General features: G+C 59.2%; 26 protein-coding genes. 16 read left to right on the top strand and 10 right to left on the bottom strand.

Annotated features, from left to right (window positions below):
- Positions 1–25: 25 nt before the first annotated feature.
- The 3 genes from mnmA (at position 26) to J3L12_RS10780 (ending at position 2,312) form a co-directional block, all read left to right on the top strand.
- On the top strand, positions 26–1,114 hold the full coding sequence (gene mnmA, locus J3L12_RS10785; RefSeq protein WP_208015064.1) for a tRNA 2-thiouridine(34) synthase MnmA: 1,089 nt from the start codon (positions 26–28) through the stop codon (positions 1,112–1,114).
- Positions 1,111–1,314, top strand: coding sequence for a GDCCVxC domain-containing (seleno)protein (locus J3L12_RS16970; RefSeq protein ID WP_279381122.1), 204 nt, complete (start codon positions 1,111–1,113; stop codon positions 1,312–1,314). Before mnmA ends, J3L12_RS16970 begins: the two co-directional genes overlap by 4 nt.
- A gap of 68 nt (positions 1,315–1,382) precedes the next feature.
- On the top strand, positions 1,383–2,312 hold the full coding sequence (locus J3L12_RS10780) for a sodium:calcium antiporter (protein ID WP_208015063.1): 930 nt from the start codon (positions 1,383–1,385) through the stop codon (positions 2,310–2,312).
- Here the strand turns inward: J3L12_RS10780 and J3L12_RS10775 are convergent.
- The 4 genes from J3L12_RS10775 to J3L12_RS10760 all read right to left on the bottom strand — a co-directional run bounded on the left by J3L12_RS10775 (position 2,309) and on the right by J3L12_RS10760 (position 6,927).
- Positions 2,309–3,385, bottom strand: a complete 1,077-nt coding sequence (locus J3L12_RS10775) for a sensor domain-containing diguanylate cyclase (RefSeq protein WP_208015062.1) — start codon at positions 3,383–3,385, stop codon at positions 2,309–2,311. The genes J3L12_RS10780 and J3L12_RS10775 overlap by 4 nt on opposite strands.
- 187 nt (positions 3,386–3,572) lie before the next feature.
- Positions 3,573–4,343 (bottom strand): succinate dehydrogenase/fumarate reductase iron-sulfur subunit, encoded by a 771-nt coding sequence (locus J3L12_RS10770; protein ID WP_208015061.1) that lies wholly within the window; start codon positions 4,341–4,343, stop codon positions 3,573–3,575.
- Position 4,344: 1 nt separating this feature from the next.
- Positions 4,345–6,174: a fumarate reductase/succinate dehydrogenase flavoprotein subunit gene (locus J3L12_RS10765; protein WP_208015060.1), complete on the bottom strand. Its 1,830-nt coding sequence runs from the start codon at positions 6,172–6,174 to the stop codon at positions 4,345–4,347.
- Positions 6,175–6,183: 9 nt separating this feature from the next.
- Entirely contained in the window at positions 6,184–6,927 is a 744-nt protein-coding gene (locus J3L12_RS10760) for a succinate dehydrogenase (RefSeq protein ID WP_208015059.1), read from the bottom strand.
- 290 nt (positions 6,928–7,217) lie between these two features.
- Here J3L12_RS10760 and speD point away from each other — a divergent pair, with 290 nt between their 5' ends.
- A complete protein-coding gene (gene speD, locus J3L12_RS10755; RefSeq protein ID WP_208015058.1) occupies positions 7,218–7,658 on the top strand; it encodes an adenosylmethionine decarboxylase in 441 nt (146 codons plus the stop codon).
- Between the two features lie 55 nt (positions 7,659–7,713).
- Positions 7,714–8,763 carry a cyanophycinase gene (locus J3L12_RS10750; RefSeq protein ID WP_208015057.1) on the top strand — a complete coding sequence of 350 codons (1,050 nt, stop codon included), beginning with the start codon at positions 7,714–7,716 and terminating at the stop codon, positions 8,761–8,763.
- Positions 8,764–8,774: 11 nt separating this feature from the next.
- On the opposite strand, the gene J3L12_RS10745 is transcribed toward J3L12_RS10750, so the two are convergent.
- Entirely contained in the window at positions 8,775–9,572 is a 798-nt protein-coding gene (locus tag J3L12_RS10745) for an IclR family transcriptional regulator (protein ID WP_208015056.1), read from the bottom strand.
- Positions 9,573–9,717: 145 nt separating this feature from the next.
- Here J3L12_RS10745 and aceB point away from each other — a divergent pair, with 145 nt between their 5' ends.
- Entirely contained in the window at positions 9,718–11,292 is a 1,575-nt protein-coding gene (gene aceB / locus J3L12_RS10740) for a malate synthase A (RefSeq protein WP_208015055.1), read from the top strand.
- 179 nt (positions 11,293–11,471) lie between these two features.
- Here aceB and ssb read toward each other — a convergent pair whose 3' ends face one another.
- On the bottom strand, positions 11,472–12,209 hold the full coding sequence (ssb, locus tag J3L12_RS10735; RefSeq protein ID WP_208015054.1) for a single-stranded DNA-binding protein: 738 nt from the start codon (positions 12,207–12,209) through the stop codon (positions 11,472–11,474).
- A gap of 724 nt (positions 12,210–12,933) precedes the next feature.
- On the opposite strand from ssb, the gene J3L12_RS10730 reads away from it, so the two are divergent.
- The 3 genes from J3L12_RS10730 (at position 12,934) to pth (ending at position 16,264) form a co-directional block, all read left to right on the top strand.
- Positions 12,934–14,505, top strand: a complete 1,572-nt coding sequence (locus J3L12_RS10730; RefSeq protein ID WP_208015053.1) for a polysaccharide biosynthesis tyrosine autokinase — start codon at positions 12,934–12,936, stop codon at positions 14,503–14,505.
- Positions 14,506–14,966: 461 nt separating this feature from the next.
- Positions 14,967–15,587: a 50S ribosomal protein L25 gene (locus J3L12_RS10725; RefSeq protein WP_208015052.1), complete on the top strand. Its 621-nt coding sequence runs from the start codon at positions 14,967–14,969 to the stop codon at positions 15,585–15,587.
- 68 nt (positions 15,588–15,655) lie between these two features.
- Positions 15,656–16,264 (top strand): aminoacyl-tRNA hydrolase, encoded by a 609-nt coding sequence (gene pth / locus J3L12_RS10720; protein ID WP_208015051.1) that lies wholly within the window; start codon positions 15,656–15,658, stop codon positions 16,262–16,264.
- A gap of 41 nt (positions 16,265–16,305) precedes the next feature.
- Here the strand turns inward: pth and pstB are convergent, their stop codons facing one another.
- From pstB to pstS, 4 genes are all read right to left on the bottom strand, one after another.
- Positions 16,306–17,115, bottom strand: a complete 810-nt coding sequence (gene pstB, locus J3L12_RS10715; protein WP_243455164.1) for a phosphate ABC transporter ATP-binding protein PstB — start codon at positions 17,113–17,115, stop codon at positions 16,306–16,308.
- A 29-nt stretch (positions 17,116–17,144) separates the two neighbouring features.
- A complete protein-coding gene (gene pstA / locus J3L12_RS10710; protein ID WP_208015050.1) occupies positions 17,145–17,975 on the bottom strand; it encodes a phosphate ABC transporter permease PstA in 831 nt (276 codons plus the stop codon).
- A gap of 10 nt (positions 17,976–17,985) precedes the next feature.
- Positions 17,986–18,972 carry a phosphate ABC transporter permease subunit PstC gene (pstC, locus tag J3L12_RS10705; RefSeq protein WP_208015049.1) on the bottom strand — a complete coding sequence of 329 codons (987 nt, stop codon included), beginning with the start codon at positions 18,970–18,972 and terminating at the stop codon, positions 17,986–17,988.
- 62 nt (positions 18,973–19,034) lie between these two features.
- Positions 19,035–20,114 carry a phosphate ABC transporter substrate-binding protein PstS gene (gene pstS, locus J3L12_RS10700; protein WP_208015048.1) on the bottom strand — a complete coding sequence of 360 codons (1,080 nt, stop codon included), beginning with the start codon at positions 20,112–20,114 and terminating at the stop codon, positions 19,035–19,037.
- Between the two features lie 265 nt (positions 20,115–20,379).
- On the opposite strand from pstS, the gene J3L12_RS10695 reads away from it, so the two are divergent.
- The 7 genes from J3L12_RS10695 to lpxA all read left to right on the top strand — a co-directional run bounded on the left by J3L12_RS10695 (position 20,380) and on the right by lpxA (position 26,569).
- Entirely contained in the window at positions 20,380–20,943 is a 564-nt protein-coding gene (locus J3L12_RS10695) for a molybdenum cofactor guanylyltransferase (protein WP_208015047.1), read from the top strand.
- 106 nt (positions 20,944–21,049) lie between these two features.
- A complete protein-coding gene (locus tag J3L12_RS10690) occupies positions 21,050–22,096 on the top strand; it encodes a rod shape-determining protein (protein ID WP_208015046.1) in 1,047 nt (348 codons plus the stop codon).
- Positions 22,097–22,226: 130 nt separating this feature from the next.
- Positions 22,227–23,219 carry a UDP-3-O-(3-hydroxymyristoyl)glucosamine N-acyltransferase gene (locus J3L12_RS10685; RefSeq protein ID WP_208015045.1) on the top strand — a complete coding sequence of 331 codons (993 nt, stop codon included), beginning with the start codon at positions 22,227–22,229 and terminating at the stop codon, positions 23,217–23,219.
- 33 nt (positions 23,220–23,252) lie between these two features.
- On the top strand, positions 23,253–24,005 hold the full coding sequence (lpxC, locus tag J3L12_RS10680; protein ID WP_208015044.1) for a UDP-3-O-acyl-N-acetylglucosamine deacetylase: 753 nt from the start codon (positions 23,253–23,255) through the stop codon (positions 24,003–24,005).
- A 278-nt stretch (positions 24,006–24,283) separates the two neighbouring features.
- Positions 24,284–25,246 carry a Gfo/Idh/MocA family oxidoreductase gene (locus J3L12_RS10675; RefSeq protein ID WP_208015043.1) on the top strand — a complete coding sequence of 321 codons (963 nt, stop codon included), beginning with the start codon at positions 24,284–24,286 and terminating at the stop codon, positions 25,244–25,246.
- Between the two features lie 97 nt (positions 25,247–25,343).
- On the top strand, positions 25,344–25,787 hold the full coding sequence (gene fabZ, locus J3L12_RS10670; protein ID WP_208015042.1) for a 3-hydroxyacyl-ACP dehydratase FabZ: 444 nt from the start codon (positions 25,344–25,346) through the stop codon (positions 25,785–25,787).
- On the top strand, positions 25,784–26,569 hold the full coding sequence (gene lpxA / locus J3L12_RS10665) for an acyl-ACP--UDP-N-acetylglucosamine O-acyltransferase (RefSeq protein ID WP_208015041.1): 786 nt from the start codon (positions 25,784–25,786) through the stop codon (positions 26,567–26,569). Before fabZ ends, lpxA begins: the two co-directional genes overlap by 4 nt.
- Positions 26,570–26,581 lie beyond the last annotated feature (12 nt).

Below are 26,581 nucleotides of genomic sequence, written 5' to 3'. Positions count from 1 at the left end.
CGGGAGCGAGCTCCTGGGGTTCTTTGTGGGTAAGCGTGTACTGGCGGCCATGAGCGGGGGGGTAGATTCCTCCGTGAGTGCGGCTTTGCTCAAGGAGCAGGGTTACGAGGTAATCGGGGCCATGATGCGCTTCTGGCCCGACAACAAGCAAGACGACTGCTTCGAGACCTGCTGTTCGCCCGATGCCGCCTACGAGGCCCGGCGGGTCGCGGATATTATTGGCATTCCCTTTTACCTGCTCGATTACCGGGAGGAGTTCCAGGCCAAAATCATTGACCCCTTTATTGCCGGCTACCAGGCGGGGGAGACCCCCAACCCCTGCGTGAACTGCAATACACGGGTCAAGTTCGACTCGCTGCTCAAAAAGGCCCGTATGCTGGGCTGCGACTACGTGGCTACCGGACACTACGTGATTAACCGCGACGGCGGGCTGTACCGGGGCGACCCCAAGAAAGACCAGACCTACTTCCTGTGGGGCACGCCCAAAGAGGCCATTCCCCACATGCTCTTTCCGGTGGGGCACCTGGAAAAGCCCCAGGTGCGTGCGCTGGCCGAGCAGTTTGGCCTGCCCACCGCCAAAAAGCCCGAGAGCCAGAACATCTGCTTTGTGCAGGGCGACCTGAAGGACTTTTTGGTGGGTCACCTGACCGCACGTCCGGGACCCCTGATAGACCTGGAAACCGGCGAGCAGATAGGAGAGCACAGCGGGGCGCAGTTCTACACGGTGGGCCAGAAAAAGGGCCTGGGCCTGTGGAAGAGCCACCTCGAGCGCTACGTGGTGCGGGTCAATACCACCACCAACGAGGTGATTGTGGGGCCTCGGGAGGCTTGCTTGTGGGGCGGCCTCGAGGCCCGAGAGGTCAATCTGCTGGTTGAAGCGCAGGATTTGCCCGAGCGGGTGGAAGTGCAGGTGCGCTACCGCACCCGGCCCGTACCGGCTCGGATCGAGCAACTTGGCCCCGGCCATATGGTGATCCGGCTCGAGGAGCCCCAGTTTGCCGTGACGGCGGGGCAGTCGGCGGTGCTGTACCGGGGCGACCGGCTTCTGGGTGGGGGTTTCATTGCCAAGCCTCTGTACAACCAGTGGAGAACGTCTGTTCTCCAGGCGGTATGAACCTGCTATCCACCCTCACCTGCCCCTCCTGCGGCCACCAGGAGCGTCTGACCATGCCCACGGAGGCTTGCCAGCGTTTTTACGTTTGTACTCAGTGCAACTTCTGGATGCGGCCCAAACCGGGGGATTGCTGCGTGTTTTGTAGCTATGGCGACGTGCCCTGCCCTCCCAGGCAACAGGAGTCCTGTAGCCAGTGTTAATTTCCCTGAAGCGTGGGATGATTGCACCTGCTGCGTGATATTGGGTATGGTGCGGGGAGGAGTACCCTATGCTGCTTCTCTTCCTGACCTTTGTGGCGAGCCTGGCTTTGCTGCTTATCTCGGCGCGTTTGTTCACCAGCGCTGCTGAGCGCATTGGGCTGGCCCTGGGCCTCTCTACCTTTATGGTGGGGGTCATCATTGTGGGGGTAGGCACCTCGCTGCCCGAGCTGGTTTCGGGGCTGATCTCGGTCAGCCAGGGGGTCTCGGAGATTGTCAGCGGCAACGTGCTGGGGGCTAACGTTTCCAACCTGCTCCTGATTCTGGCGGTGAGCACGGTTTTTTCGGTGTTGCGCCCGGTGTATCTGGGCGAGGCGTACATTGCCATAGACCTGCACTTTCTGGTTGGCTCGGCTTTTGTGCTGGGTGTGGTGATGTTTGACGGAGTGGTAGGGCGGGTGGAAGGGCTGTGCTTGTTGGCCGTCTATGGAGTCTATGTGGCATATTTGCTCAAGGAAGGCAGCAGCGGGCAAAGCAGCGAAACCAGGCCCCCCATGGCAGGGCGCGATTTGCTCGTTGTGGTGTTCAGTGCGGTGGGCATTTACTTTGGGGCCGACTGGACGGTGAACAGCCTCCAGGGACTGGCTACCGGCCTGGGCGTTCCCACGGCCATTGTGGCAGTCACGATCCTGGCCCTGGGCACGACCCTGCCCGAACTGGTGGTGAGCATTACCGCCGCTCGGCAGGGCAAAGCCTCGCTGGCGGTGGGCAATATCCTGGGCTCTTGTGTGTTCAATGCGCTGGTGGTGGTGGGGGCGGGGGCCGTCTACGGTACGGTCAAGGCGCCGCCCGAACTCACGGGGTTTGCGCTGCCCTTTGTGGTGGGCTCTTCGCTCTTGTTTTATTTGCTCGTACAGGATCGGCGCATCTCGAGCTGGGAGGGCATGCTCTTTTTGGTGATGTATGGGCTGTTTATCCTCGAGGTCAGCGGCTTGGCTTAAGCAACCTCCACCCGGTTGCCCCCCGCCTGCTTGGAAAGATACATGGCGGTGTCGGCTCTCGAGATCAGGTAGTCGGGGGTGTCGCCCGGCACAGCTGTAGCAATGCCAGAGCTGGCCGAGACAGGCCGCAGGTTGTCCATGGGATGCTCGGCCAGTTGCTGCTGGAGCTGTTCGCATAACTGCTGGGCTTCCTGAAGGGGGGTGTTGGGCAGCAGGAGCACAAACTCCTCGCCGCCCCAACGCCCTAACAGGTCGCCAGAGCGCAGACTTTGCTTCAGGGTCTGCACGATGTGAATGAGCACTTTATCGCCCATCTCGTGCCCGTACTGGTCGTTGATTTGCTTGAAGCGATCCAGATCCAGCAGCACCAGCGAAAGGGGTTCGCCGGTTTTTTGGTGGTGCTCGAGGAGCCGGTGCAGGGCCTCCATAATGGAGCGTCGGTTAGCGGTGTTGGTCAGCGGGTCGGTATGGGCCAGCGCGTAAAACCTGGCGGCCTCGAGGCGCACCTGCATGGAGTGCTCCTTGGATAGTACCAGCAGCCGGAACAGGATCAGATAGCACAACTGCGAGACGTAGAGCTGTACTATTGCGTTCTGGTCGAGGGGCAGCCCCTGCAAAGACTGCGGCAGCAGGGCCAGCAGCCCCACCAACACAAATGCCGCGAAAATTCCCAGCGAAACCAGCCAGGCCTGGCGCGGCGAGAACACAAAGTAGGCCATTACAAATACCACCGCAACCCAAAGGGAGGAATTCCACAGCCCCTCGCTGCTCAGGGCCAGCAGGTTGTAGTAGATATTGAGCACCATCAAGAGCGCAGCGCTCCAGAAAACCCCCCGTTCGACGGTGTGAAAATTGACCCACCTGTGAACCAGCAATCCAATCCAGCACACCCCCAGCCAGATGGCCATGATCAGCAGAGAATACTTCTCGTAAAAAGTTTCCTCGCTGGCGATGTCGAGCTGCGACCAGGCGAAAAGCGCCGCCCACGCCACCACCGGCAGAATGAAAAAGTAGGCCCTGGCCCGCAGGGGAGCGGTGGAGTCTGGATCCTCAAGAAAGGGCTGCGGCGGCATAATGCTTTCTAATCATTCTGCAACAAGTTTCATGGTTCGCAAATTGCTGAACCTCAACCAACAGCAGTAGTACGAGAATTTGTGGAACCGCTCTGATACGACGCCACTGCTGCTTGGACTCAGATACAAAAACCCCTCTCCGGCTGGCTCTTGGCGTCCAGGAGAGGGGTATAGACTACCGGATTATTCAGTCATCAGCCGCCTGACCACTGGGCTCGGCTGGTTTCTTGCTGCTGAACAGGCGCCGGAAGAAGCTCAAAACAGGGTCGTAGTATTCGTCCACCACCCGTTCCTTGAGGGGAATAATCGCATTGTCGGTAATGTGGATGTGCTCGGGGCAGACCTCGGTGCAGCACTTGGTGATGTTGCAGTAGCCGATGCCGCCCTCGTTTTTGAGCATCTCCAGGCGATTGGCGGTGTCGAGGGGGTGCATCTCGAGGCTGGCGGTTCGTACCAGCAGGCGCGGCCCGATGAAGCCGGTCTTCTCGTTGTGCTCGCGCAATACGTGACAAACATTCTGACACAGGAAGCACTCAATGCACTTCCGGAACTCCTGCACCCGATCCACGTCCTCCTGCATCATGATCCAGTCGGTATTGGGGGCTGGGGTGAAGGGCTTGATTTTCTTGTTGGCTTCGTAATTCCATTTCACGTCGGTGACCAGGTCGCGGATCACCGGGAAGGTTTTCATGGGGCGCACCGTAACGGGCTTGCTGGTGTCAATGGTATCCAGCCGGGTCATGCACATCAGGGTAGGCTTACCATTCACCTCAGCCCCGCAGGAACCGCACTTGCCAGCCTTGCAGTTCCACCGGCAGGCCAGGTCGGGGGCCTGCTCGGCCTGGATTTGGTGGATTACATCCAGCACCACCATGCCCTCTTGTACCTCTACGGTGTAATCCTTAAGCTCACCGCCGTTTCGGTCACCCCGGAAAACTTTAAAGGTAACGGTTGACATGTCAGGCTCCCACCTTTTCGCTGATTTCCTTAAGATCCTTGGCTTCCGCAATCTTGCGTAGCTCGTCGGGCATCTCGGGCAGGGGTTCGGCTACCACGCTTAAGCTTCCGTCACTGCTGCGGCGAATCACATGATTAAGCTTGGCAAAAGTGGGGTCGGGGTCGGGGTAGTCGAGCCGGGCATGGCCCCCCCGGCTTTCTTTGCGGGCCAGCGCCGCCAGCACCACCGCCTGGGAAATCTCCACCATGAGCCGGATATCCAGAGCGGTGTGCCAGCCAGGGTTGTAGGCCCGCCCCCCGGAGACCGAGGTGTTCCAGGCCCTTTTCTTGAGGTTTTCGAGAATCTCGAGCTGGGTTTTGAGTTCGCCCTCCTCGCGCATGATGCCCGCATTTTTCTGCATGGTTGTGCGCAGCTCTTTCATTAGGGCAAAGGGGTTCTCGCCCTGGGGGTTACTGAAGGGTTGCAGCGCTTCGGCAATATAGGCCCGCACCTGGGCTTCGTCCACCTGGAACGAGCCCGACTGCTGGGCAGCATACTCGGCAGCAGCCATCCCTGCCCTGCGCCCAAACACCACCAGATCGGATAGCGAGTTGCCACCCAGGCGGTTGGCGCCGTGCAGACCGCCCGCCACCTCGCCTGCGGCGTAAAGGCCGGGAATGTTGGTGGCCTGGGTGTCAGGGTCTACCCGTACCCCACCCATCACGTAGTGGCAGGTGGGCCCCACCTCCATGGGCTCCTTGGTGATGTCCAAATTGCCAAGCTTCATGAACTGGTGGTACATGCTGGGGAGTTTCTTTTTGATGTAATCGGCAGGACGCCGGCTGGCAATGTCCAGGAAAGCTCCACCGTGGGGACTGCCCCGGCCTTCGTTGACCTCCTTGCGGATGGCTCGAGCCACCACATCACGGGTAAGCAACTCCGGGGGCCTCCGGGCGTTGCGGTCGCCTTGCAGCCAGCGCTCGGCCTCCTCTTCGGTCTCGGCGAACTCGCCTTTGTAGCGCTCAGGCACATTGTCGAACATGAAGCGTTTGCCTTCGCTGTTCTTGAGCACTCCGCCCTCGCCGCGAACCCCCTCGGTGACCAGAATGCCCATTACACTGGGGGGCCAGACCATGCCGGTGGGGTGGAACTGGATGAACTCCATGTCAATCAGGTCGGCACCCACCATGCTGGCCAGCGAGAAGCCGTCGCCGGTGCACTCCCAGGAGTTGGAGGTAATCTGGTAAATACGCCCCAGACCCCCCGTTGCCAGCACCACTGCCTTGGCCCGGAAGACCAGGAATTCGCCGGTCTGGCGGCTAAAGCCCAGCGCACCAACCACCCGGCCCGCATCGGTGAGGAGGCGGTAGATGGTGGTTTCCATGTGGGCATGGATGCCCATCTTGACGGCGTGGTCTTGCAGGGTTCGGATGAGCTCGAGGCCCGTGCGGTCGCCGACGTGGGCCAGCCGGGGGTAGGAGTGCCCGCCGAAGTTGCGCTGGTTAATGCGCCCGTCCGGAGTGCGGTCAAAGACAGCGCCCCACTGCTCGAGTTCGCGTACGCGGTCGGGGGCCTCCCTGGTGTAGTTCTGCACCATTTTCCAGTTGTTGAGCATGCCCCCGCCCTTGAGGGTGTCGCGGAAGTGAACCTTCCAGTTGTCCTCCGGGCGCACATTGCCCATAGCGGCAGCCATGCCCCCTTCGGCCATTACGGTGTGGGCCTTGCCCAGAAGGCTTTTGGTAACCACGCCCACCCTGGCCCCTTTTTCAATAGCAGCGATGGCAGCCCGCAGACCAGCACCACCGGCCCCAATCACTAGTACGTCGTAGTCGTGAGTTGTGTAGGATTCCATATGGCTCCTTTAGAAAAAGCGGATATCGGTAATGGTGCCCATCGAGCAGAGACGAATGTATACATCGGTGAACCATACCGAGAGCATGCTGGTTACCCCCCAGAACCCGTGGCTCTCGTTGATGCGGGTAATGCGCTGCCACAGGTTGTAGCGGGTTTTATGCTTGGACATGCAGTTAAGGCACCCTCCAGCGATGTGCCGCCAGGCATGGCAGGAGAAGGTGTAATAGGAGAGCAAGATTACGTTGCCCAGCATGACCAGGCTGCCCACGCCAATGCCGAAGCCGTCTTCAAAGAAGAACGCCTTGATGGCGTCGTACCAGAGGAAGGCTACAACCGGTACGGAGAGGTACCAGAAGTACCTGTGCAGGTTATTGAGAACAAACGGGAATGCCCGCTCGCCGGAGTACGCTTTGCGGAGCTCGGGAACCGCACACGCCGGTGGATCCCAGAAGAAAGCCCGGTAGTAGGCTTTGCGGTAGTAGTAGCAGGTAGCACGGAAGCCTAAAGGAATCCACAGCACCAAGAAAGCCGGTGAGATGGCCAGCCACTCGAGGTCTTTGGCATGTACCCCAGGGATGGGAATCGAGTAGAACGGCGATAGGTAGGGGCCAAACTCGTAATGCTGGCGGTTCCACGCCACCCACAGGGCATACAACCCAAACAGGCCCAGACTTAGTACTGTGAAAAGGGGTTCGATCCACCAGTTGTCCTGCCGGTCTGTTTTTGTACTTATCACAGGTTTCGTACTCATTTCCTCCAGACTATACCTGCTTTTGGCCTGGTGTGAAAATAAATGAGGCCACAACGCCGGATGAAAGGAACTGGTGTAATTAATAACACTTATTCCAATCTTCCCGGCCTGCATGGCCCACCCATCAGCTTCAGAACGAGCTTTTTCGGCTTCGATTGACAGCCAACCGCCTTTTGCCCATAATGATGGGCTGTTGAGACGACCCCAAGGTGGCCGTCTTGCAAGGCTGCGGACAAGGTACAGGGTAGGCCCCGGTGCTTGAAAGCCGCAAGCTTTTGGAGGATACGAGGTTGGAACTGTTCGGTTTTGGCCCGCACCTGATGATAGACGGCTACCACGCAAATGCAGAAAAACTGGCCGACTTCGAGCTAATTCGGCAAGTGCTGGATCAGCTACCCGAAGAGATGGAGATGACCAAGGTGCTGCCGCCGGTGGTGCAGCGCTATCCGGCCATGCCAGGCCAGGCGGAAGGGATTACCGGGGTGGTGATTATTGCCGAAAGCCACATTGCCATTCATACCTTCCCCAGCCAGCGTTTTATCAGCGTGGATATTTTTTCCTGCAAGGCATTTGACCTGGGCAAGGCGCTCAAGCAAGTGGTGGAACACTTCGAAATTGGGCGCTACGAGACCTATCTGATTAACCGGGGCAAGGAGTACCCCAAAGACATCGAACTCGCCCGGCAGATTGTGGCAGGCGAACGGGAATACGTGGAGGCCCGTATCGGCTAGCCGCCAGCAACCACGCATGGGCGTCAGGGCCGGGAGAAATCCCGGTTTTTAGAACATGGGAACCGTCATTCTGGTAGGGGGGGCGCTTCAGGCCGACAACCAAGCGGTGTTTGCGAAAATCCTCGAGCACTGCGGCCCCCGCATCGGCATCTTTACCACTGCCAGCAGCGACCCGGCCCAGAGCTGGGAAGTGAACGCGGCATTGTTCAGGGCGCAGGGTTTTGACCCCCAACACATCGGCATCACGGTTGAAAACGCTCCTATCCTTGCCCAAGACCCTGCCGTGCTCTCGCAAATGGAAAGCTGCTCAGGGTTTTTCTTTTCTGGGGGGGATCAGCGCCAGATTACCCGGGCTTTGCTGGGAACCCCTGCCCTGGCACTCCTGGAGCGTAAGTTTGCGGAGGGAGCCGGGGTGGCCGGTAGCAGCGCCGGCACAGCGGCAATGGCCGACCCGATGATTGCCGGGGGCCAGAGCCTGGACACCTGGTTGGGCGAGGGCGAGACGCTCTCCATGCAGCCCGGACTGGGTTTGGTCAAAAATGTGCAGGTAGACCAGCATTTTCTGGCCTGGGGACGCTTTGGGCGGCTGATGCGGGCGGTGGAGCAAGCCGGGGTAGGGCTCGGCGTGGGCGTGGACGAAAACACCGCGCTGGTGATGCCGGAGCGGGGCCCCTGGGAGGTCGTGGGTGAGAGCTGCGTAGTCTTCCTCGAGCACACCCGGACTGGCTGGCAGGTGAGCCTGCTAGCCCAGGGGGATCGCTACGACCCGGCCCAAGGGGAATTCCAGATACACCCCAGCCGCAGCCCCATCCAAGCACCCGACCCGGAACTGAAAAACCCCGTGAGCACCGATATCTTTGCGCCGTATGCCTTACTCCGGACGCTGACCCGCCTGGTGCAGAGCGCCGAACAGACGACCATCGGGTTGTCGTTTCGAGCCAGCCCGGAGGATGGCTTCAGCGCCTCGGGGGTTCGGGTGCGTTTCTTCAAAACCTCCCAAACGAAGGGTTACAGGGGTTCTTCAACGCCTCGCGAGCGCTTCAGCGTGGTGCGGGTGGGGTTGGCGCTCGAGGCGATTCGGGTACAGGTAGAGCCGGAGGTCTAAAGCCCGGCCTGCTACCCCGACCAGCCCAGCCGCACCGAGACGGCGTCGGCGGCCTGGCGCACTCGAGCGCCCAGCTCGCTCAACCGTTCGTCGGGAACCCGGGTCGCGGGGGCCGAGAGCGACATCGAGGCCACCACCTTACCCCGGTTGTCGTGGATGGGCGCGGCGATGCAGCGCACCCCGTCCTCGCGCTCCTCGTCGTCAAGCACGTAGCGGCGCTGGCGGGCTTCCTGTAGGGTGCGTAAAAAGCGCTCCAGGGTGGTGATGGTTTTGGCGGTGTAGGGTTTGAAGGGCCCCGCACCCACAATACGCCGCACCTCGGCCTCGCTATGCTCCAGCAATAGCGCCTTGCCCACCCCGGTGCAGTAGATGGGGGCCCGGGCCCCGATGCGGGTAAACATGCGGATGAGCTGCCGCCCCTCCACCTGGGCGATGTAGATGACCTCGTGGCCATCCAGCACCGCCAGATTGACAGTTTCGTTGAGCTCGTCTACCAGTTTTTCCATCTCGGGGGTGGCCGCCTCGATCAGCCCGCCCCGCGTCAGGAAGGCCGAGCCTACCTGGTAGGCCCGCAGGCCCACCTTCCACAGGCCCCTGGCCTCGTCCCAGTCGGCAAAGCCCCGGCGGCGCAGGGTTTCCAGGAGCCGGTAAGCGGTGCTGGGGGAGAGGTCGGTCTTGCGGGCCAGTTCAGAAAGGGAGAGGGTCTCGGCCTCGGACAGCACTTCCAGCAGGTGCAGGCCGCGCTCGAGGGTGCGTACCTCGCCTACCTCCGTAGAGCGGCTGCGCCCAGGGCGACGCTTGGTTTCCATGTCTAAAGCTTAAGAGAGCGGGAGGTATTTTTCAACCAACGCAAAATAATCTCATTGGTTGACAAACTCATTTTCCAGGGGCTAGGCTTGGGCCTGGAAAGGGTCAGGGAGTTCTGTGCCCCGTTCACCCTACCAGGAGACCCCTATGAGCCAGATGCCCAAAGGTGTTCAGATTATCGGCCCCAAACTGCCCGCCTCCGATACCGTGCTGACGCCGGAGGCGATGGCTTTCCTGGCCGGACTTCAACGGGAGTTTAACGCTGTTCGCAAGGGTTTGCTAGAGCGCCGCGCCGAAGTTGCCCGGCGCATCGAGGCCGGCGAGAAACCGGATTTCCTGCCTCATACCCGCTTCATACGGGAAGGCGACTGGAAAGTCGCGCCCGCGCCGCCCGACCTCAACGACCGCCGCACCGAGATTACCGGCCCCACCGAGCGCAAGATGATGATCAACGCCCTCAACTCGGGGGCCAAGGTCTTCATGGCCGACTGCGAGGACTCCCTTTCGCCTACCTGGGAGAACGTGGTGCAGGGCCAGCAAAACCTGATGGACGCGGTGCGCCGCACCATCAGCCTGAGCACGCCGGAAAAGGAGTACAGGCTAAACGAGAAAATCGCTACCTTGCTGGTGCGTCCGAGGGGCTGGCACCTGGTGGAGCGGCACGTGCTGGTAGACGGCGAACCCATGTCGGGGAGCCTGTTCGACTTCGGACTGTACTTTTTCCACAACGCCCACGAGCTACTGCGGCGGGGTAGCGGGCCCTACTTCTACCTTCCCAAGCTCGAGAGCCACCTCGAGGCCCGCCTCTGGAACGATGTATTCAAGTTTGCTCAGAGCTACCTGGGCATTCCCCAGGGCACCATCCGGGCCACGGTGCTGATTGAGACCATTCTGGCCGCCTTCGAGATGGAGGAAATCCTCTACGAGCTGCGCGAGCACGCCGCCGGTCTCAACGCCGGGCGTTGGGACTACATCTTTAGCTGCATCAAGAAATTTGCCACCCACGAGGTGCTCTTCCCCGACCGGGCCCAGGTCACCATGACGGTGCCCTTCATGCGGGCCTACACCGAGCTGCTGGTGCGAACCTGCCACAAGCGCGGCGCCCACGCCATTGGGGGCATGTCGGCCTTCATCCCCAGCCGCAAAGACCCCGAGGTCAACGCCAAGGCCATCGAGCAGGTCACCAAGGACAAAGAACGTGAGTCGGGCGACGGCTTCGACGGCACCTGGGTGGCCCACCCCGACCTGGTGCCGGTGGCCCTGGCGGTCTTCGACAAGGTGCTGGGCGAAAAGCCCAACCAAAAAGACCGCCTGCGCGAGGATGTGGACGGCAAAATCAAGGCCGAGCACCTGATTGACTTCAACGTGCCGGGCGGCAAGATCACCGAGGCCGGGATTCGCAACAACATCAGTGTGGAGCTTCAGTACATGGCGGCCTGGCTGGGGGGCAGTGGGGCGGTGGCCATTTTCAATCTGATGGAAGACGCCGCCACCGCCGAAATCTCCCGGTCACAACTGTGGCAGTGGCTTCGCAAAGGCGCAAAACTCGAGGACGGGCGAACCTTCACCCCGGAGCTGTACGCTCAACTCAAACAGGAAGAGATGGCCAAGCTGGCAGGTATGAAGAACCTCGAGGAGGCCGCCCAACTGCTGGACGAACTGGTGCTGCAACCTGAGTTCAAGGAGTTCCTGACCCTGCCCGCTTACGAACGGCTGGACTGAAAATACGGGGATTTACCCCAGAACCGAAGTTGCTGTTTTTGTTGTGCCCAAACACCACTTGTTGAGCATCGAATCATCGTAAATAGATTTCACCGTGAAGACGTTCGCAAGAAAAAATAGAGGCGCACAACTTGTGCGCCTCTACGCTGTTGGCTCAACGATGCATCTGTAGCAACAATCTAGGCAGCTTTGGTCTGGGTTTTTGCCTTGGTGCTACCCCAAACTTGGGGCTCTTCCGGGTCGCGCTCTGCGCTGCGGATGCGGGCCAAGGGGGTCACGCGCTCTACTTCCAGGACGCGCTTGTAGCGCCTGGTTTTGGTTTCTTTGTCTTCCCAGACCTCGGTTTTGAGTGAGCCTTCCAGCAGTACCTGCGAACCTTTCTTGAGATCGGCAAACTGCACCGCCAGGTCGCGCCAGGCTTCCAGCTCGATGTAGTGGCTGCGGGCCTGCCCTGCCGAAGCATCCCAGCTCGAGAAGCCCAGGCTGGCCCTGGCCACTGGGGTTTTGAGCGAGGTCTGGCGGATTTCGGGGTCGGCGGTCAGGCCGCCCGACAAAATCACCCGGTTTTCGGCCCCGTAGAGCACCGGGCCTTTTTCTTCCTGGCGCACATCGGCGTTCTCGAGCTTGAAGAGCTCCTCGCCTACCAGGCGCAGGCGCGAGCCCTTTACGCCGTCTGCTTCCCAGGACTCGTAAACCAGGCGGCCCATGGCCTGGTAAGCCTGTCCGTCTACCAGTTGATTGGCCCAATGCTCGGCCAGCTTGCCATAGAAGGTGAAGTCGGCGCGGGAGAAGAGGTGGTTCTCGCCGACGGCCCGCTTGCCGATGAGGGAAATCTCGAGCAAAGGGGTGCCTTTAGGGGTGTAACGAAGCGTGTGCTTGCTGAGGACACCGCTGATGAGGACTAGATTGGTGGACATGTTTTACTCCTTGTGCGTTACGGTCATTTGAAAAAAGGGTTCTCAGGGTCGGTATGAAAGTCAGATCGGTGGCGCTTTTTTTGCAGCGTTACACCTGATTCGGGGGGTTTACGAGTGTAAGAGCTTCATTATCCACTTCCGTTACGGTCTGCGCCACGGGGGCACTTCTGCGAGGGGCTTGGTGTTTCGGGCGGCTCGTTTGTGCGTTGCGGTCAGTCCTTTAGTTCCTGTGTGTTTCGTTCCTTCCCCCGTTTGGTTTTGTACCAAATCGGATGCGATTAGGATATTACATAATAACCCTTTTGTCCAGCTGGTTCAAACATTTTGCAAGAAGACTGTTCTAGTCTGATATTTTGCCCAAAAAGCACTCTCTTTACTACTCAAGTATAGTCTCTTGAATCATCCGAAATAAGTCGTTTTCTGTGTTTATCAGAATCACCGGCCTTGTTCAAAGGTCGCAAACGGAACTTCCATACCCTGTCGAGCCAGGTCACACGCTGATCGCCAGGATGCTCGAGGCTATACTCATTGGGCTTAGGACAAACCCCAGGTCTCGAGTCGAAACGGTGAGCGTTAAGGGCGAGTAACGACTTCGTGGGGCCCAAGAACCTATCCCACATCATCAGGCTGGAGTGCCTGCTTTGGGCGTAACTAAACTCCATAATTGAGCTAATACTTTTTTGCGATAGGAACGGGGGTTATCCGTAGTACAATCCAGTACTAGATGAGAGAACTGCCCGGTTTGATCAAGGTAGACCTTGCCGAGTTTTTCAAGCGGCTGTGGCGCTATAGTTGGATCTTAATTTTACTGGCCATTGTAGCGATGGTTGCGGGCTATTTTATTTCACGCCTGCAAACTCCTGTATACCAGGCCACAGCCCGACTGCTGGCAGCCCAACCCACGGCCTTTCCTGGCACGGGTATCAATACCGTACCCACTGCCAGCCCCCTGGATAGCCAGGCCTACCGCGAGGCAGCCCTGAGCAGTCAGGTACTCAAGGACACCCTCAACGGCCCGCAGAACCAGCGCAGCCTTGAGGAATTTCGCCGCAAACTGCGGGTGCGCACGGTGGATGGTCGGCAATCAAGCATCATTGTGCTTAATGTGCGTGATACCAATCCTGCGCGGGCGGCCCAACTCGCTAACGAATGGGCCGATGCCCTTAGGCGCTGGGACGACCAGCGCGTGCGGGGTAGCTTTAGCCGCTACCGCCTGTCGCTCGAAACCCAGCTGCGCTCGGTACAGACCGATCTGGCCAGGGGCAACAATACCCCCGAACGCATCGAAGGATTGCGTAGCTTGCAGGGTAGCCTACTACGCGACCTGGATTTGGTGCGGGCCCTGGAGCAGGGAGCTACGGGTCAACTGAGCCTGCTGGATCTTGCTGAAACCCCTATTCGCCCGGTGGCACCCCGCTCTTTGCTCAATGCCCTGCTGGCGGGAGTACTCACCCTGGTTTTCGGTGTTCTGTTCTTGCTGTTGCGCGAAGCCTCGGTGCGTACGGTTCGTAGTAGCGAAGATGCAGCAGAGCTGACCGGGTTGCAGGTGCTGGGGGAGTTTCCCAAGCTGGCCAACGCCAGCCGCGACCTATCGCGCGAGGCGGCCAGCTATCTGCGCACCTACGTAAACCGCGGACTGATGGATGAGAACGACCCCAAAATTATCGCTATCACCAGCCCTGAAGCCAAGGAGGGCAAAAGCAGCGTGGCTATTGCCCTGGCTCGAGCCTACGCCCGCACTGGCAAACGCACCTTGTTGATTGACTTCGATTTGCATCGCCCCATCCTGCACAGCGAATTCGACATCAAAAGCGGCCCTGATGTGATTACGGTGCTACGCGACCCGCTTTTTGGCATGGCTACCCACCAGCTCGAGCGGGGGCTTTCTCTGCTGCCTTGCTTGCAAACTGTTGAAGACCCGTCGGGTCTACTTTCTCAACAGTTCCGGCCTTTCTTACGACGCCTGCGCGAATCGGGTGAGTGGGATACCATTATCATTGACACCCCCCCGGTGCTTGCCGTGACCGATACGCTGGTGATCGCGCCGCAGGTCTCGGGTGTGGTAGTGGTGGTGAATACCAGCACGACTAATCGCCGTAGCCTGGTAGCTGCAGTAGACAACCTCACCCGCATCGGGGCCAAGGTGCTGGGACTGGCGGTCAATCAACTGCGCGCAGGGGAAGGGATGCTGATCTCTTCCAGAGGCTATGGTAGCTATGGCAACCGTCCCCGACCGGTTCCCTCTGCCTCTCCCACCGAGACCCAAGAGCAAGACCCGCTGCGTACCCAGTGGTGAGTTCACGAAAGGCTAGGGCAACGCTTTGTAGCATCTCAACGTCAAGCCAACTCCTAAAGCCGTTGGGTGTGCCAGTTCCAACCAAAGCCAAAAATAACACCCAACTTGTTGTGCAGCCTCACTTGATTGTGACAAATACTTTTCGCAGCACACAACGAGCGGACAAAGTGGGGCATTGTGTAGAACCTTTTGGATTGGGTTGAGATGAAGCTGCCCTCTGACTCAAAGGGTTTTCGTGCTGGAGATCGGTAAATGACAACCCTCAAGGGAGAATTGGTGGAATTGCCGTTTGGGTGTATTGGTTGATTTCGGCCACCCCAAAACCGGCTTTTCTAGTGACCGAAGGTTGTGGTACACTTTGAAGGCTTGTGTTTTGACCTCCACAGAAATGTGGTGGGGTAACTAAACCAAAATCCTGGCCTGGCCGATAGCCAAAAAAGAAAAAGTTTCGGAGGAAAGCAATGGAATACCGTATCAAAGCCCAAAGCCGTGGGAACGAAAAGCCTGCGGCCCTGCGCGACGCTGGCAAACTGCCCGGCGTGGTCTACAATCGGCAAGAAAACTACAAGGTCGTGGTAGATCTCAAGGAGTTCAACAAAGTTTTCATGGCGGCAGGTATTCACCATGTGATTACCCTCGAGATGGAAGACGGCAAATCGGTAGATACCCTGGTGCGTCAGATTAACCTGGACAAGCGCCGCCGTCGTCCCGAACACGTAGACTTCTATGCCCTCTCAGACGAACCCGTTCTGATGTGGATTCCGGTCAAGGTAGTGGGCACCGCACAGGGCGTGCGTGAGGGGGGTGTGCTCCAGCTCGTCAACAACGACATCCAGGTCAAGGTTTCACCCAAGGCCATCCCGCCCTTCATCGAGGTCAACGTCAGCCAACTGCGTATTGGCGATAGCATTCACGCCGACGAGATCATCCTTCCTGAAGGAGTAAAGCTCGCCATGAACGCCCGCGATACGATTGTTGCCATCGTACCCCCTGAAGATGCCGAGAAGCTCGCAGCCCAGGCTGCTGCAGCACCCGCCGAAGTGGAAGTAATCAAAAAGGGCAAGACCGAAGAGGAGAAGTAGGCCTATAACCCTGGGCCAGAGGCCGAAGGCTGCGGTTTTCCCGGCTTTCGGCCCTCGACTTTTTAGCCATGTTCCTGATCGTTGGACAAGGGAATCCGGGGTTGCAATACGCCCGAACCAAACACAATGTGGGGTTTTGGGTTCTGGATCGGCTTGCTTCGGATTTCCGACACAAAGGCAATGCCCTGATTGCCGAAGTCAAGTTTCCGAGGGCTTCTGGAGAGTGGGTGTCGGGGTTACTGGTCAAGCCTACCACCTTTTATAACGCTACCGGCGAAGCCGTAGCCCCTCTGGCACGGTTTTATAAGGTTCCGCCCGAGCGCATCCTGGTGATTCACGACGAGATGGACTTACCACCGGGAAGGCTACGCTTCAAGGCAGGCGGGGGCAATGCTGGGAACTATGGTTTGGAGTCTATTTCAGCCCATTTGGGCACGCGGGACTTTCATCGTTTGCGTATAGGAATTGGCAAGCCCCCCACGCCCGAAGAGGGTGCGGGCTGGGTGCTCACCGGCTTTCGTCCTGATCTGGCCTTGCTGATGGAAAAAGTGATTCAGACTGCCGTGGAGGCGGCCCAGACCTGGGCTACCGAGGGCATTGATGTCTGCCAGAAAAAATACAATGGTCTAAATCTGGCCGAAATTCCCAGACAAACTGAGCCTGAGCAGGCAAGTTGATCGCTGCGAGGAGGTTTCACCGAAGCCTCGGGTTTCAAGCTCTATCCAAAGCGACCAGTAATGTAGGCTTCAGTACGCTTGTCTTTGGGAGTAGTAAACAACAGATTGGTAGGGCCAAACTCCACCAGGTCGCCGTTCAAGAAGTAGCCGGTGAAGTCTGAAACCCGGCCCGCTTGCTGCATGTTGTGGGTCACGATGGCAATGGTAACGTGGTTCTTGAGATCGGTCAGCAGATCCTCGATGGATTGGGTAGAGATGGGATCGAGGGCGCTGGTAGGTTCGTCCATCAGCAAGACTTCGGGCTCAACAGCGAGCGCTCTGGCGATACACAAACGCTGTTGCTGCCCCCCCGAAAGGCTCATGCTGGGTGCATGGAGCCGATCTTTGACCTCGTCCCACAAAGCGGCCTGACTCAAAGAACGCTCCACGGCCTCGTCCAGAAGGGATTTTTTTCGAATACCCACCAGTCTCAGCCCTGCTACCACATTGCCGTAGATGGACAGGGTGGGAAAGGGGTTGGGCTTCTGGAAAACCATCCCGATCTTGCGCCGTACTTCTACCGGATCCACACCGGCGGCATAAACATTGACCCCGTCGAGCAACACTTCGCCGGTCACTCGAGCATTGGGGGTCAAGTCATGCATGCGGTTCAGGGCACGCAGAAAAGTAGTTTTACCGCAACCTGAAGGGCCAATCAGGGCCGTGACCTTGTTGGCGTAAATGGGCATGTCTACATCCTTGACCCCCGCCTTCTGGCCGTAGAAAACCGACACCTGTCGGGCTTCGATACGGGCCTTCAGGCTGGGGTCGAGGGTCATAACTTCGGTATGCCCGCTTTCAGGGTTGGCCATTGGTCTAAAATCGCTCATCATCTACTCCCTTAGCGCCCACGGGTCACCCAGCGGGCCAGCAAACTGGTCAGGACAATTAGGCCCAACAACACTACTGCTGCCGCCCAGGCCTGACGGTGCCAGTCCTCGTAGGGGCTGATGGCATAGGCATACAAACGCAGCGGCAGGGCGTCCATGGGCTGTGAGAGGTCGAAGGTTAGCAAGCTGTTTCCGAAAGCGGTGAAGATGAGGGGGGCTGCTTCCCCAGCCGCTCTGGCCGTTGCCAGCAACAATCCTGTCACCACGCCGCCCCTCGCGGCAGGCAACACCAGCGAAAGGATGACCCGCCAACGGGGTAAACCCAGGGCCAGTCCTGCCTCGCGGATGTTCCAAGGCACCAGCTTGAGAACGCTCTCGGTGGTCTTGGCAATGATAGGAATCATGATGAAGGCCATGGCCAGCGACCCGGAGAAACCCGAGAAAGAGCCCTGGGCCTTGACCACCAGCACATAAGCCAGCAGCCCTTTGAGAATGGCTGGCATTCCGTTAAGTGTGTCGGACAGGAGGCGCAGGGTCGGATTGAGTTTGTTATCAGGGTACTCGGCTAACAAAATGCCTGCTCCGATTCCGAAGGGGGTCGCCATCAGCAAACCCACCCCGGTGATCACGAGTGTGCCAACAATGGCCGGGGCCATACCCCCACCCAGCTCACCCGGAGGCTTGGGGCCTTTGGTAAAAAAGTCCCAGTTGAGCGAGGAAAAGCCATTCACCAGCGCATAGCCCAGCACCAGGGTAAGCGGCAAGGCGGCCAGGATGGTTCCAGCGATGACCACGATGAGAATCAGGCGGTCGCGGGTGTAGCGTGCTTGAAGATTGCGCATGGTATCTCCTCTAAGCCCGTTGGCCCCCCACTTTTAGCTTGTTGAGCAGGTAGCTGGCTGCGGCATTGACGATAAACGCAATCAGGAACAGGTAAAAACCAACTCCAATAATGGCTGAGTAATGCAAATCTTCCACAGCTTCTTTGAGCTCGAGGGCAATCACGGCGGGCATGGTGGAGGCGGGGCCGAAGAGGGTATAGGGCAGGATGTTACCGTTGCCGATTACCATGGCTACCGCCATCGTTTCACCCAAGGCGCGGCCCAGGGCCAGCATAGCTCCAGCGAATATGCCACCTCGAGCGTAGGGCAGAATTACCATTTGCATCACTTCCCAGCGGGTAGCCCCGAGGGCATACGCCCCTTCCCGCTGGGCCGCGGGTACAAGGTTGATGGCATCACGGGAAAGTGCCGCGGTAAAGGGGATTACCATGCTGGACAGAATCACTATGCCGGTAAACATTCCATAACCCGCCGGGTTGCCCAGATAGCGAGACAACCAGGGAGCATTTTCGGCAGCCCACATAAAAACCGGCAGATAAAAGACTTCCCGCAAAAATGGCGCCAGTACAAAAATTCCCCAGATGCCATATACCACGCTGGGTACTGCCGCCATCAGGTCTACTAGATAGTTGATGAAACCGGCCAGCCAGCGCGGTGCGTACTCTGCGGTAAAAATCGCCGCGGCCAGGGCCACAGGAACCGAAAGAACCAGCGCAGAGATACTGGTAATCAGGGTTCCTACCACGTAAGGCCAGATGCCAAACTCGAGCTTCAGCGCCGGATCCCAGGTGGTTCCGGTCAGGAAGCCAAAAAAACCTTCTTTGTTGATGGTCTGCGACCCGCCCAGATAGAGGTAATAGCCCAGCCCCAGGGTCAGGGCCACGATGCTCAAGGCCAAAGCCAAAACGACAGCCAGAAAAATGCGGTCACCCAGCACTCGGTAGATTGCCGAGGGCTGGCGTTTGATAACAGAAGATTGTACCGGGGCCTGTTGCATGCGCACGCCTTTAGTTTACAAAAGAGGTGGGAGCCCACCAGACTCCCACCTCCCGATCATGCTTATTGGCCTACAATCTCCTTGCCGATGGGCTTGCCCTGGTAGGTGATGCGTGAGATCATGGCCAGCGCACGGGCCTGGGCAGCATCGGTGATGCGGGCATAGGTAAGTGGCTCGTTGAACTTTTGCGCGTCTGTGACAATCCACTTCAGCAGTTGCACAAAGGCACGGGCCTCGGCCTCGCTCTTGAAGGCTTTGTTCTTGTCGAGCTGTTCGTATACCAGCAAGTAGGCAAAGCTGGATACCGGGTATCCGTCGGGTGCCTGGGTGTTGGTCAGCGAGATGCGGGCATCGCCTGGCAGCACCACATTGGCGGCGGCGGTGATGGCGGGCAGCTCGGCTACCATGAACTTGCCTGCGCGGTTTTGAACTGCACCAAACTGAATGCGGTTCTGTATCGCGTAAGTAACTTCGTTGTAACCGATAGCGCCTGGGGTATTGCGCACCACGCCAGCGACACCCTCGTTACCACGCCCCCCGACCTTGTTGGGGGCGAGCCAGTTTACACTATTACCCCGCCCCACTTTCTGCGCCCACTCAGGCGATACCTTGGTAAGGTAGTCGGTCCATACGAAGGTGGTACCCGAACCGTCGGAGCGATGCACTACGGTGATGGGCAGGGCAGGAAGGCGCACGCCCTCGTTTAGCTTGGCAATGGCCGGGTCGTTCCAGGTTTTGATGTTCCCCAGGAAAATATCGGCCAGCACCTCGCCGGTGAAGTTGAGGCGCTGGGTTACGCCGGGCAGGTTGTAAGTTGGCACCACCGCCCCCAGCACGAACGGAATGTTGAGCGCGGGAGAACCGGTATTCTTACGGATGTCCGCCATCTGTTGATCGTTGAAGGGGTTATCGGACACGCCAAAGTGCACGGTTTGCTCGATGAACTGACGCTGTCCCCCACCCGACCCGATGGACTGGTAGTTGACACGTACCTGGTTGTTGGTCACCTTCAGGTACTCATCGAAATACTTGGACAGTACCGGAAAAGGGAAGGTTGCCCCAGCCCCGGTCAGGTTCACCTGCGCCAGACCAGCGCTGGCAAGGCCCAGCAGGGCCGTAGTTGCGATGAGTAGTTTTTTCATCAAAAGCCTCCTGTAGCGATTAGTGGTACGCACCTGCACCACCTACGGCTCATAGCTTGTCAGCCTCATGTCAGAAGATTGTCAGGAAGACGGTAAAAAACTCATGATGAACGAAAGATTTGGCTCGTGGACTATCCGCACTACGTCCTTCTAAAGTTTAGCCAGCAAGGCCCTCTCCCAACCTTTACAGTGCTGAGCGAAGTGTCCAACCATCCATCGAGTTTGATTGGTAAACCCCTTATTTGGACGTGCTCAACCCGCTGGTATGCTACTAACGATGCGGTGGAGTGGGGCCATTTTAGCCGGGGGACTGTCCCGTCGGTTTGGGCAAGACAAAGCCTTGTATGTATACAGAGGGAAGCCCCTGATAGCCTGGGTTATGGACTCACTGGCCGAGGCTTCGGAGTGCTTTGTGGTTTCCAACCGCGCCTACCCTGGGCTGGGAAGGGTCTATCCCGACCTGAGGCGGGGTGGGGATACCCTGTCGGGGTTGCACTCTGCCCTGGCGCATGCCCAACAGGACTGGGTGGCCGTGGCCGCCTGTGACCAACCTTTTCTGAGCCGGGACTTCTGGCGGTTTATGCTGGGCTGCATTCGCCCCGGTACCCTGGCTGTGGTGGCTGCCTCGGAGGGTTTTTTTGAACCCCTGGGGGGGCTTTACCACAGATCCCTCGAGCCCAAGGTCTTGCACAGGCTCGAGGCCGGGGAGCTCAAGATGCAGGCGCTTTTACATAGCATTCCCCATGTAGCGCTGGACAAGACCGAACTTGAAGATCGCTTTGGGCCCTATCTGTTTATCAATGCCAACCATCCAGAAGACCTGCCTTGATGGGCTCGAGGCGGTGTAGGTAAACCCTCCGGGTGGCCGATCGGTCTTTGCTGGGAGCCAACCCCGTGCTTTGTGCTTCTCATGCAAACCTGTACAATAAAGCGCTATGGCTGGCATGTTCTCGTTTCGTGGCGAAGATGTGGGTATTGACCTGGGCACCGCCTCGGTGCTGATTTATGTGCGCGGTAAAGGTATTGTGCTGCGCGAGCCTTCGGTTATTGCAATGGTCAGCGATACCAAAGAAGTCAAGGCAGTCGGGGCTGAAGCCTACCGGATGCTGGGGCGCACGCCGGGCAACATCGTGGCCGCCCGCCCGCTCAAGGATGGTGTAATTGCCGACTATACCCTGACCGAGCGGATGCTCACCCTTTTTATCAAGAAAGTCTTGCCCCCCTTGCGCTTTTTCAGGCCGCAGGTGATGGTGGGGGTGCCCTCCGGCGTAACCGAGGTGGAGCGCCGAGCGGTGGTGCAGGCTATTGTGGAAGCGGGCGCCAAGCGGGCCTACCTGATTGACGAACCCCTGGCGGCGGCCATCGGAGCCGGCATCAAGATTGCCGAACCCACAGGCAGCATGGTGGTGGATATTGGAGGAGGTTCCAGCGATATTGCGGTGATTTCGCTGGGCGGTATTGTGCGTTCAACCAGCCTGCGGATTGCCGGAAACGAGTTCGACGAATCCATCATTCGCTACATCCGCAACAAGTACAATCTCCTGATCGGGGAGCGTACCGCGGAAGAGCTCAAGATCAAAATCGGCGCCGCCAAGCGCACGCCGGGCGAGCAGGACGCAGTGGCCGAGGTGCGGGGCCGCGACCTGATTTCGGGCCTGCCCAAGAGCATTGAAGTAACCACCGATGATGTGGTGGAAGCCCTGAAGGAACCCCTGGAGAAAATCGTTCAGGGCGTGAAGAGCGTGCTCGAGACCACCCCCCCCGAACTGGTGGCCGACATCATAGACCGGGGCATTTTGCTCACCGGCGGGGGGGCCTTGCTGCGAAACCTGGATCTGCTGCTACAGGAAGCCACCGGCGTACCGGTGGTGGTGGCCGAAAATGCGGTGGAGGCGGTTGCGCTGGGCACGGGCAGGGCACTGGACATGTTGCATGTGCTGCGAGATGCCCTGGTTACCTCCGACAACGTGTTGAAGCGATAATGATGGGTCGAAAGCCAGAGGGTTTAGCGCCTGGCGTTGAAAGTCAAAAAGGTTAGGGGCTTTTCATCACCTGCTATGGGCTACCGACCATCGGCCATTGATGTTCTCCAGGGCTATCGGCTTATAGTCTATGTTGCTTTCTGAAATTGCCCGGCATCTTGGAGGCCGCCTCGAGGGCCCCGACCTGGAAATCGCCCGTCTGGCCGCGCCGGATCAGGCCGGGCCGGGCGAGCTGGTGGTGGTGCGCGAGGCGAGGTACCTCGAGGTAGCTCTGGCCAGCGGTGCGGCTCTGATTCTGGACGAAGCCACCTTTTGCCCGGATGCCATCAGTCGAGTTCGTGTTCCCGATGTACAGAAAGCCTGGCCTGAGGTGCTGGCCCTCTTTGACAGGCGCGAAACCTGGGCCAGCGTTGGCATTCACCCCACCGCTACCATCGAAGCCGGGGCCCTGGTAGACCCCTCTGCTTCGGTGGGAGCCTATGCGATGGTCTGCCGGGATGCCCGGATTGCGCCGGGGGTGGTGATTGCACCCTATTGTTACGTGGGGGAGGGGGTAGAAATCGGGCCCCGAACGGTGCTGGAACCTCGAGTAACACTCTACCCCCGTACCCGTCTGGGTGCGGAGTGCCAGATTGGGGCCGGAAGCGTACTGGGGGTGGTGGGGTTTGGCTTTCAGGATCACCAGCGCCTGCCCCACACCGGCAGGGTGGTGTTGGAGGATGGGGTTGAACTGGGGGCCAATTGCGTGGTGCAGCGCAGTGTGGTGGGGGAGACCCGCATCGGGGCCCACAGTAAAATTGGCGATCTGACCGATATCGGCCACAACGTCCAGATTGGGAAAGGGGTGGTGATGGTGGGCAGTAGCGCGATTGGCGGAAGCTCGGTGGTGGAAGACAATGTGTTGATGGGCGGGTGGGTGGTGCTCTCCGACCATGTGCGCATCGGCAAGGGAGCCCGCATCACCGGCGGCAGTGGAATTTCAAAGGACGTGCCTCCGGGCCAAACCTGGGCCGGTGGCATTCCCGCCCAGCCCCTCCGGAAGCACTGGCGGCGCCTGGCAGTGCTGGACTGGCTGGTAACGGTGGAGCGCACCCTGCGGCAGCTCCTGAAACGGCCAGAGTAGCAAAAGTTTCGGAGGGCTTTTGATTGGAAACCCATGACGATTCGGGGAATAGGCCTCCACAGCGGTGAACCCAGCACGGTGCGGTTTCACCCCGCCGAAGGGCCTGTGCGTTTTCGGATGGGGGGGCTCGAGTTTCGCCCCCTGGCATCATCGGTGGTAGATACCACGCGCTGCACGGTGCTGGGTCATCAGCACCTCCGTCTGATGACGGTGGAACATCTGCTGGCAGCCCTATACATTCGGGGCACCTGGGAAGGTTTGGTCATAGAGGTGAGTGGCCCGGAAATTCCCATCCTGGATGGTAGCGCCCAGGAATGGCTAGCAGTTTTGCAGGGTTTCCCCCCCCGCGGCCCCCAACCCCAGCCGGTAAGCGGCACCATCCGGGTGGAGGGGGGGCGCAGTAGCGTACTGGCCCAGCCAGCCGAGGAATTTTCCCTCACCACCACCATTCTGTTCCCACATCCCAAGATCGGCTACCAGCAAGTGCAGTGCCCTCCAACGCAGTTAGAGGAGCTGGCCCCAGCACGAACCTTTGGTTTTTTGCACGAAGCGGAGGCCATGCGAGCTAAGGGACTCATCAAGGGAGCCTCGCTGGAGAATGCGCTGGTGTTCAGCGATCACAGCTTCGTCAATACCCCTCGAATGCTGCATGAGCCTGTGTGGCATAAGGCCCTGGATTTTCTGGGCGATTTGTATCTGGCAGGTCGGCCTTACCTGGGCCGTTTTATAGCCCACCGCAGTTCCCACCGACTGCATGTGGAGCTGGCAAAGCTGTTGCAAAACTGAAATGGAGCGGTCTTCGGCGATGTTTGCTGTCCAACACAAAGCCTTTGGCTAAAGGCGAACTGTTGCTGCGATAACACGCATAGAACATGCGTTCTAATTGAAACGAGCACGGCAAGTAGGGGCAGGTATAGCGAAAGCGCGACAGATCTACATACCGCTTTGTGGCTTTCCTGAGTTATTCCTAAAGGTTGCGCTGGCGAAAAAGTGGTTGTAATTGGGTATTAAGTGTATCATCCTGCTTGGGACGCAGGGTTTGTGCATCACGTTACGAGGATTCTATGGAGCTAAATGTGGGCGTTGTGGGCGTGGGGGTGATGGGAACGTACCACGCTCAGGTTTACGCAGGGTTGCCGGGGGTTCGGCTGGTAGGGGTGGCCGACCCCGATCCTTTTCGCCAGGCCGCCATCGAGCAGGACTTGGAGGTTCCTGCTTTTGCCAGTCCGGAAGAGCTACTGGGCAAGGTGCAGGCCGTTTCGATTGCCTCCCCTACCTCCTTCCACTACGAACAGGCCCGTATGTTTTTAGAGGCAGGGGTTCATGTGCTCCTGGAAAAGCCCATGACCCGCACCATGCAGGAGGCGCGCGAGCTGGTGCGGCTGGCCGAAAAACGTGGGGTCGTTTTGCAGGTGGGTCATATCGTGCGTTTTTATCGTGCCGTGAGCGACCTCATGAACATGGTCAATACCCCCTGGGTGTTGGAAGCCCGTCGGATGGGCAACAACCGCCGGATACGGGATATCGGGGTGGTGCTTGACCTGATGATCCACGACCTGGATCTGGTCTTGCTGCTATTACGGGAAAAGCCGTTGCGCTACAGCGTGGTGGGCCGGCAGGTGGAGGGGTTAGACGAGTATGCCCAGGCGGTGGTGGATTTTCCCTCGGGGGCCAGGGCGCTTTTTACCGCCAGCCGAATCTCACCGCAGGCCGAACGCTCGCTGACCATTACCCAGCCCGGCGAGGTGCTGCGACTGGACTTCAACAGCGAGTACACCGAGCTTTCGCTACACCGCTCACCGCCCGTACAACCCGACCCCGACCGGGTGGAGCCCAACGGGCGTACCCAGGTGCAAACGGAGCGAATCGCTATCCACAACGATAATCCCCTACGCCGCCAGCTCAAGCATTTTGTGGATCGGATTCTGAAAGGGGAGCCCTCACCCGTGACCCTCGAGGACGACCTTCAAGCCCTCGAGCTAGCCCTCGAGCTCTCCAACGCCTTGCAGCCGGTAATGGTTCGGTGAAACACAGCGCAGAAGACCAAAAGCCTGAAAACGTCATCTGCGTGGGTGGGCTGGTTTTTCCCCCTCACCCCCAGCCCCCAACCCTTAGTATTAAGCCGTGGACATTTACGAAATCCTCAAGTTTCTGCCCCATCGCTATCCCTTTTTGCTGATCGACCGGGTTCTGGAGGCCGACCAAAAGCGCTTTCGGGCGCTCAAAAACGTCACCTTCAACGAGCCCCATTTTCAGGGGCACTTCCCCGGCTACCCCATCATGCCGGGGGTGTTGCTGATCGAGGCCATGGCCCAGGGCTCGGTGGCGGTGGTCACCCAGCAGCCCGAGTTCAAGCCGGGGGGGCTGGTTTTTTTGGTAGGCGTGGAGGAGGCCCGGTTCAAGAAGCCGGTGGTGCCGGGCGATACCCTCATTCTGGAAGGGGAGCTACTGGCCTACCGCCGGGGGCTGGGCAAGGTCAAGGTCGAGGCCAGGGTCGAGGGTGAACTGCGGGCCGAGGCCACCCTGACCTTTGTGTTGCGCTCCGACACAGGAGGCGCGGTCTTGTGAGCCGGGTGGCTATTCATCCCACCGCCGTGGTCTCGTCCAGGGCGCACCTGGCCTCCGACGTGAAGATTGGGCCGTATGCCGTGATCGAGGGCCCCTGTGAGATTGGCCCTGGGGTAGAGATTGGAGCTCACGCAGTAATCCACCCTTTTGTGCGGCTGGCGGCGGGTGTCAGGGTGGGGCCGCACTCGGTGCTGGGGGGAGAGCCCCAGGATCTGAGCTTTCGGGGCCAGGAAACCTGGCTCGAGGTCGGGGCCGGTACGGTCTTGCGCGAAGGGGTCATCCTGCACCGCTCCACCAAAGAGGAGAGGCCCACCCGCATCGGGGCCGCCTGTTATCTGATGGGCCATGTGCATGTGGGCCACGATGCCCAAATAGGGGATGGGGTGATCCTGACCCAGAGCGTGGCCGTGGCCGGGCATGTGGAGATTGGCGATTATGCCGTGGTGGGAGGGCTGGCCGGCATCCACCAGTTTGTACGCATTGGAACCCGGGCCATGGTGGGGGCCCTTTCCAAACCCACCCGGGACGTCCTGCCGTTCTCGCTGGCGGAGGGCAGCCCGGCCCTGCATTACCGCCTGAATACGGTGGGGCTGCGCCGGGCCGGGGTGAGCGGCGAGCGCTACCGGGCCCTCGAGCAAGCCTTCCGGGCGGTACGCGAAGGCAGACCCCTCGACAACCTGCCCGACACCGAAGAAGTAGAGACCCTCAAGGCCTTTTTGGCAGCCCCCTCCAAACGCAACCTTTCGGGTTTTGTGCGAGGGGAGCCGAGTTTTGAGGGGTAATGCAGTGGGGTG

Source organism: Meiothermus sp. CFH 77666 (genome assembly GCF_017497985.1).
In the GTDB taxonomy this organism is placed as follows: domain Bacteria; phylum Deinococcota; class Deinococci; order Deinococcales; family Thermaceae; genus Meiothermus.
Note: the sequence above shows the minus strand (reverse complement) of the source record. Positions and strands in the feature narration are given on the sequence as shown.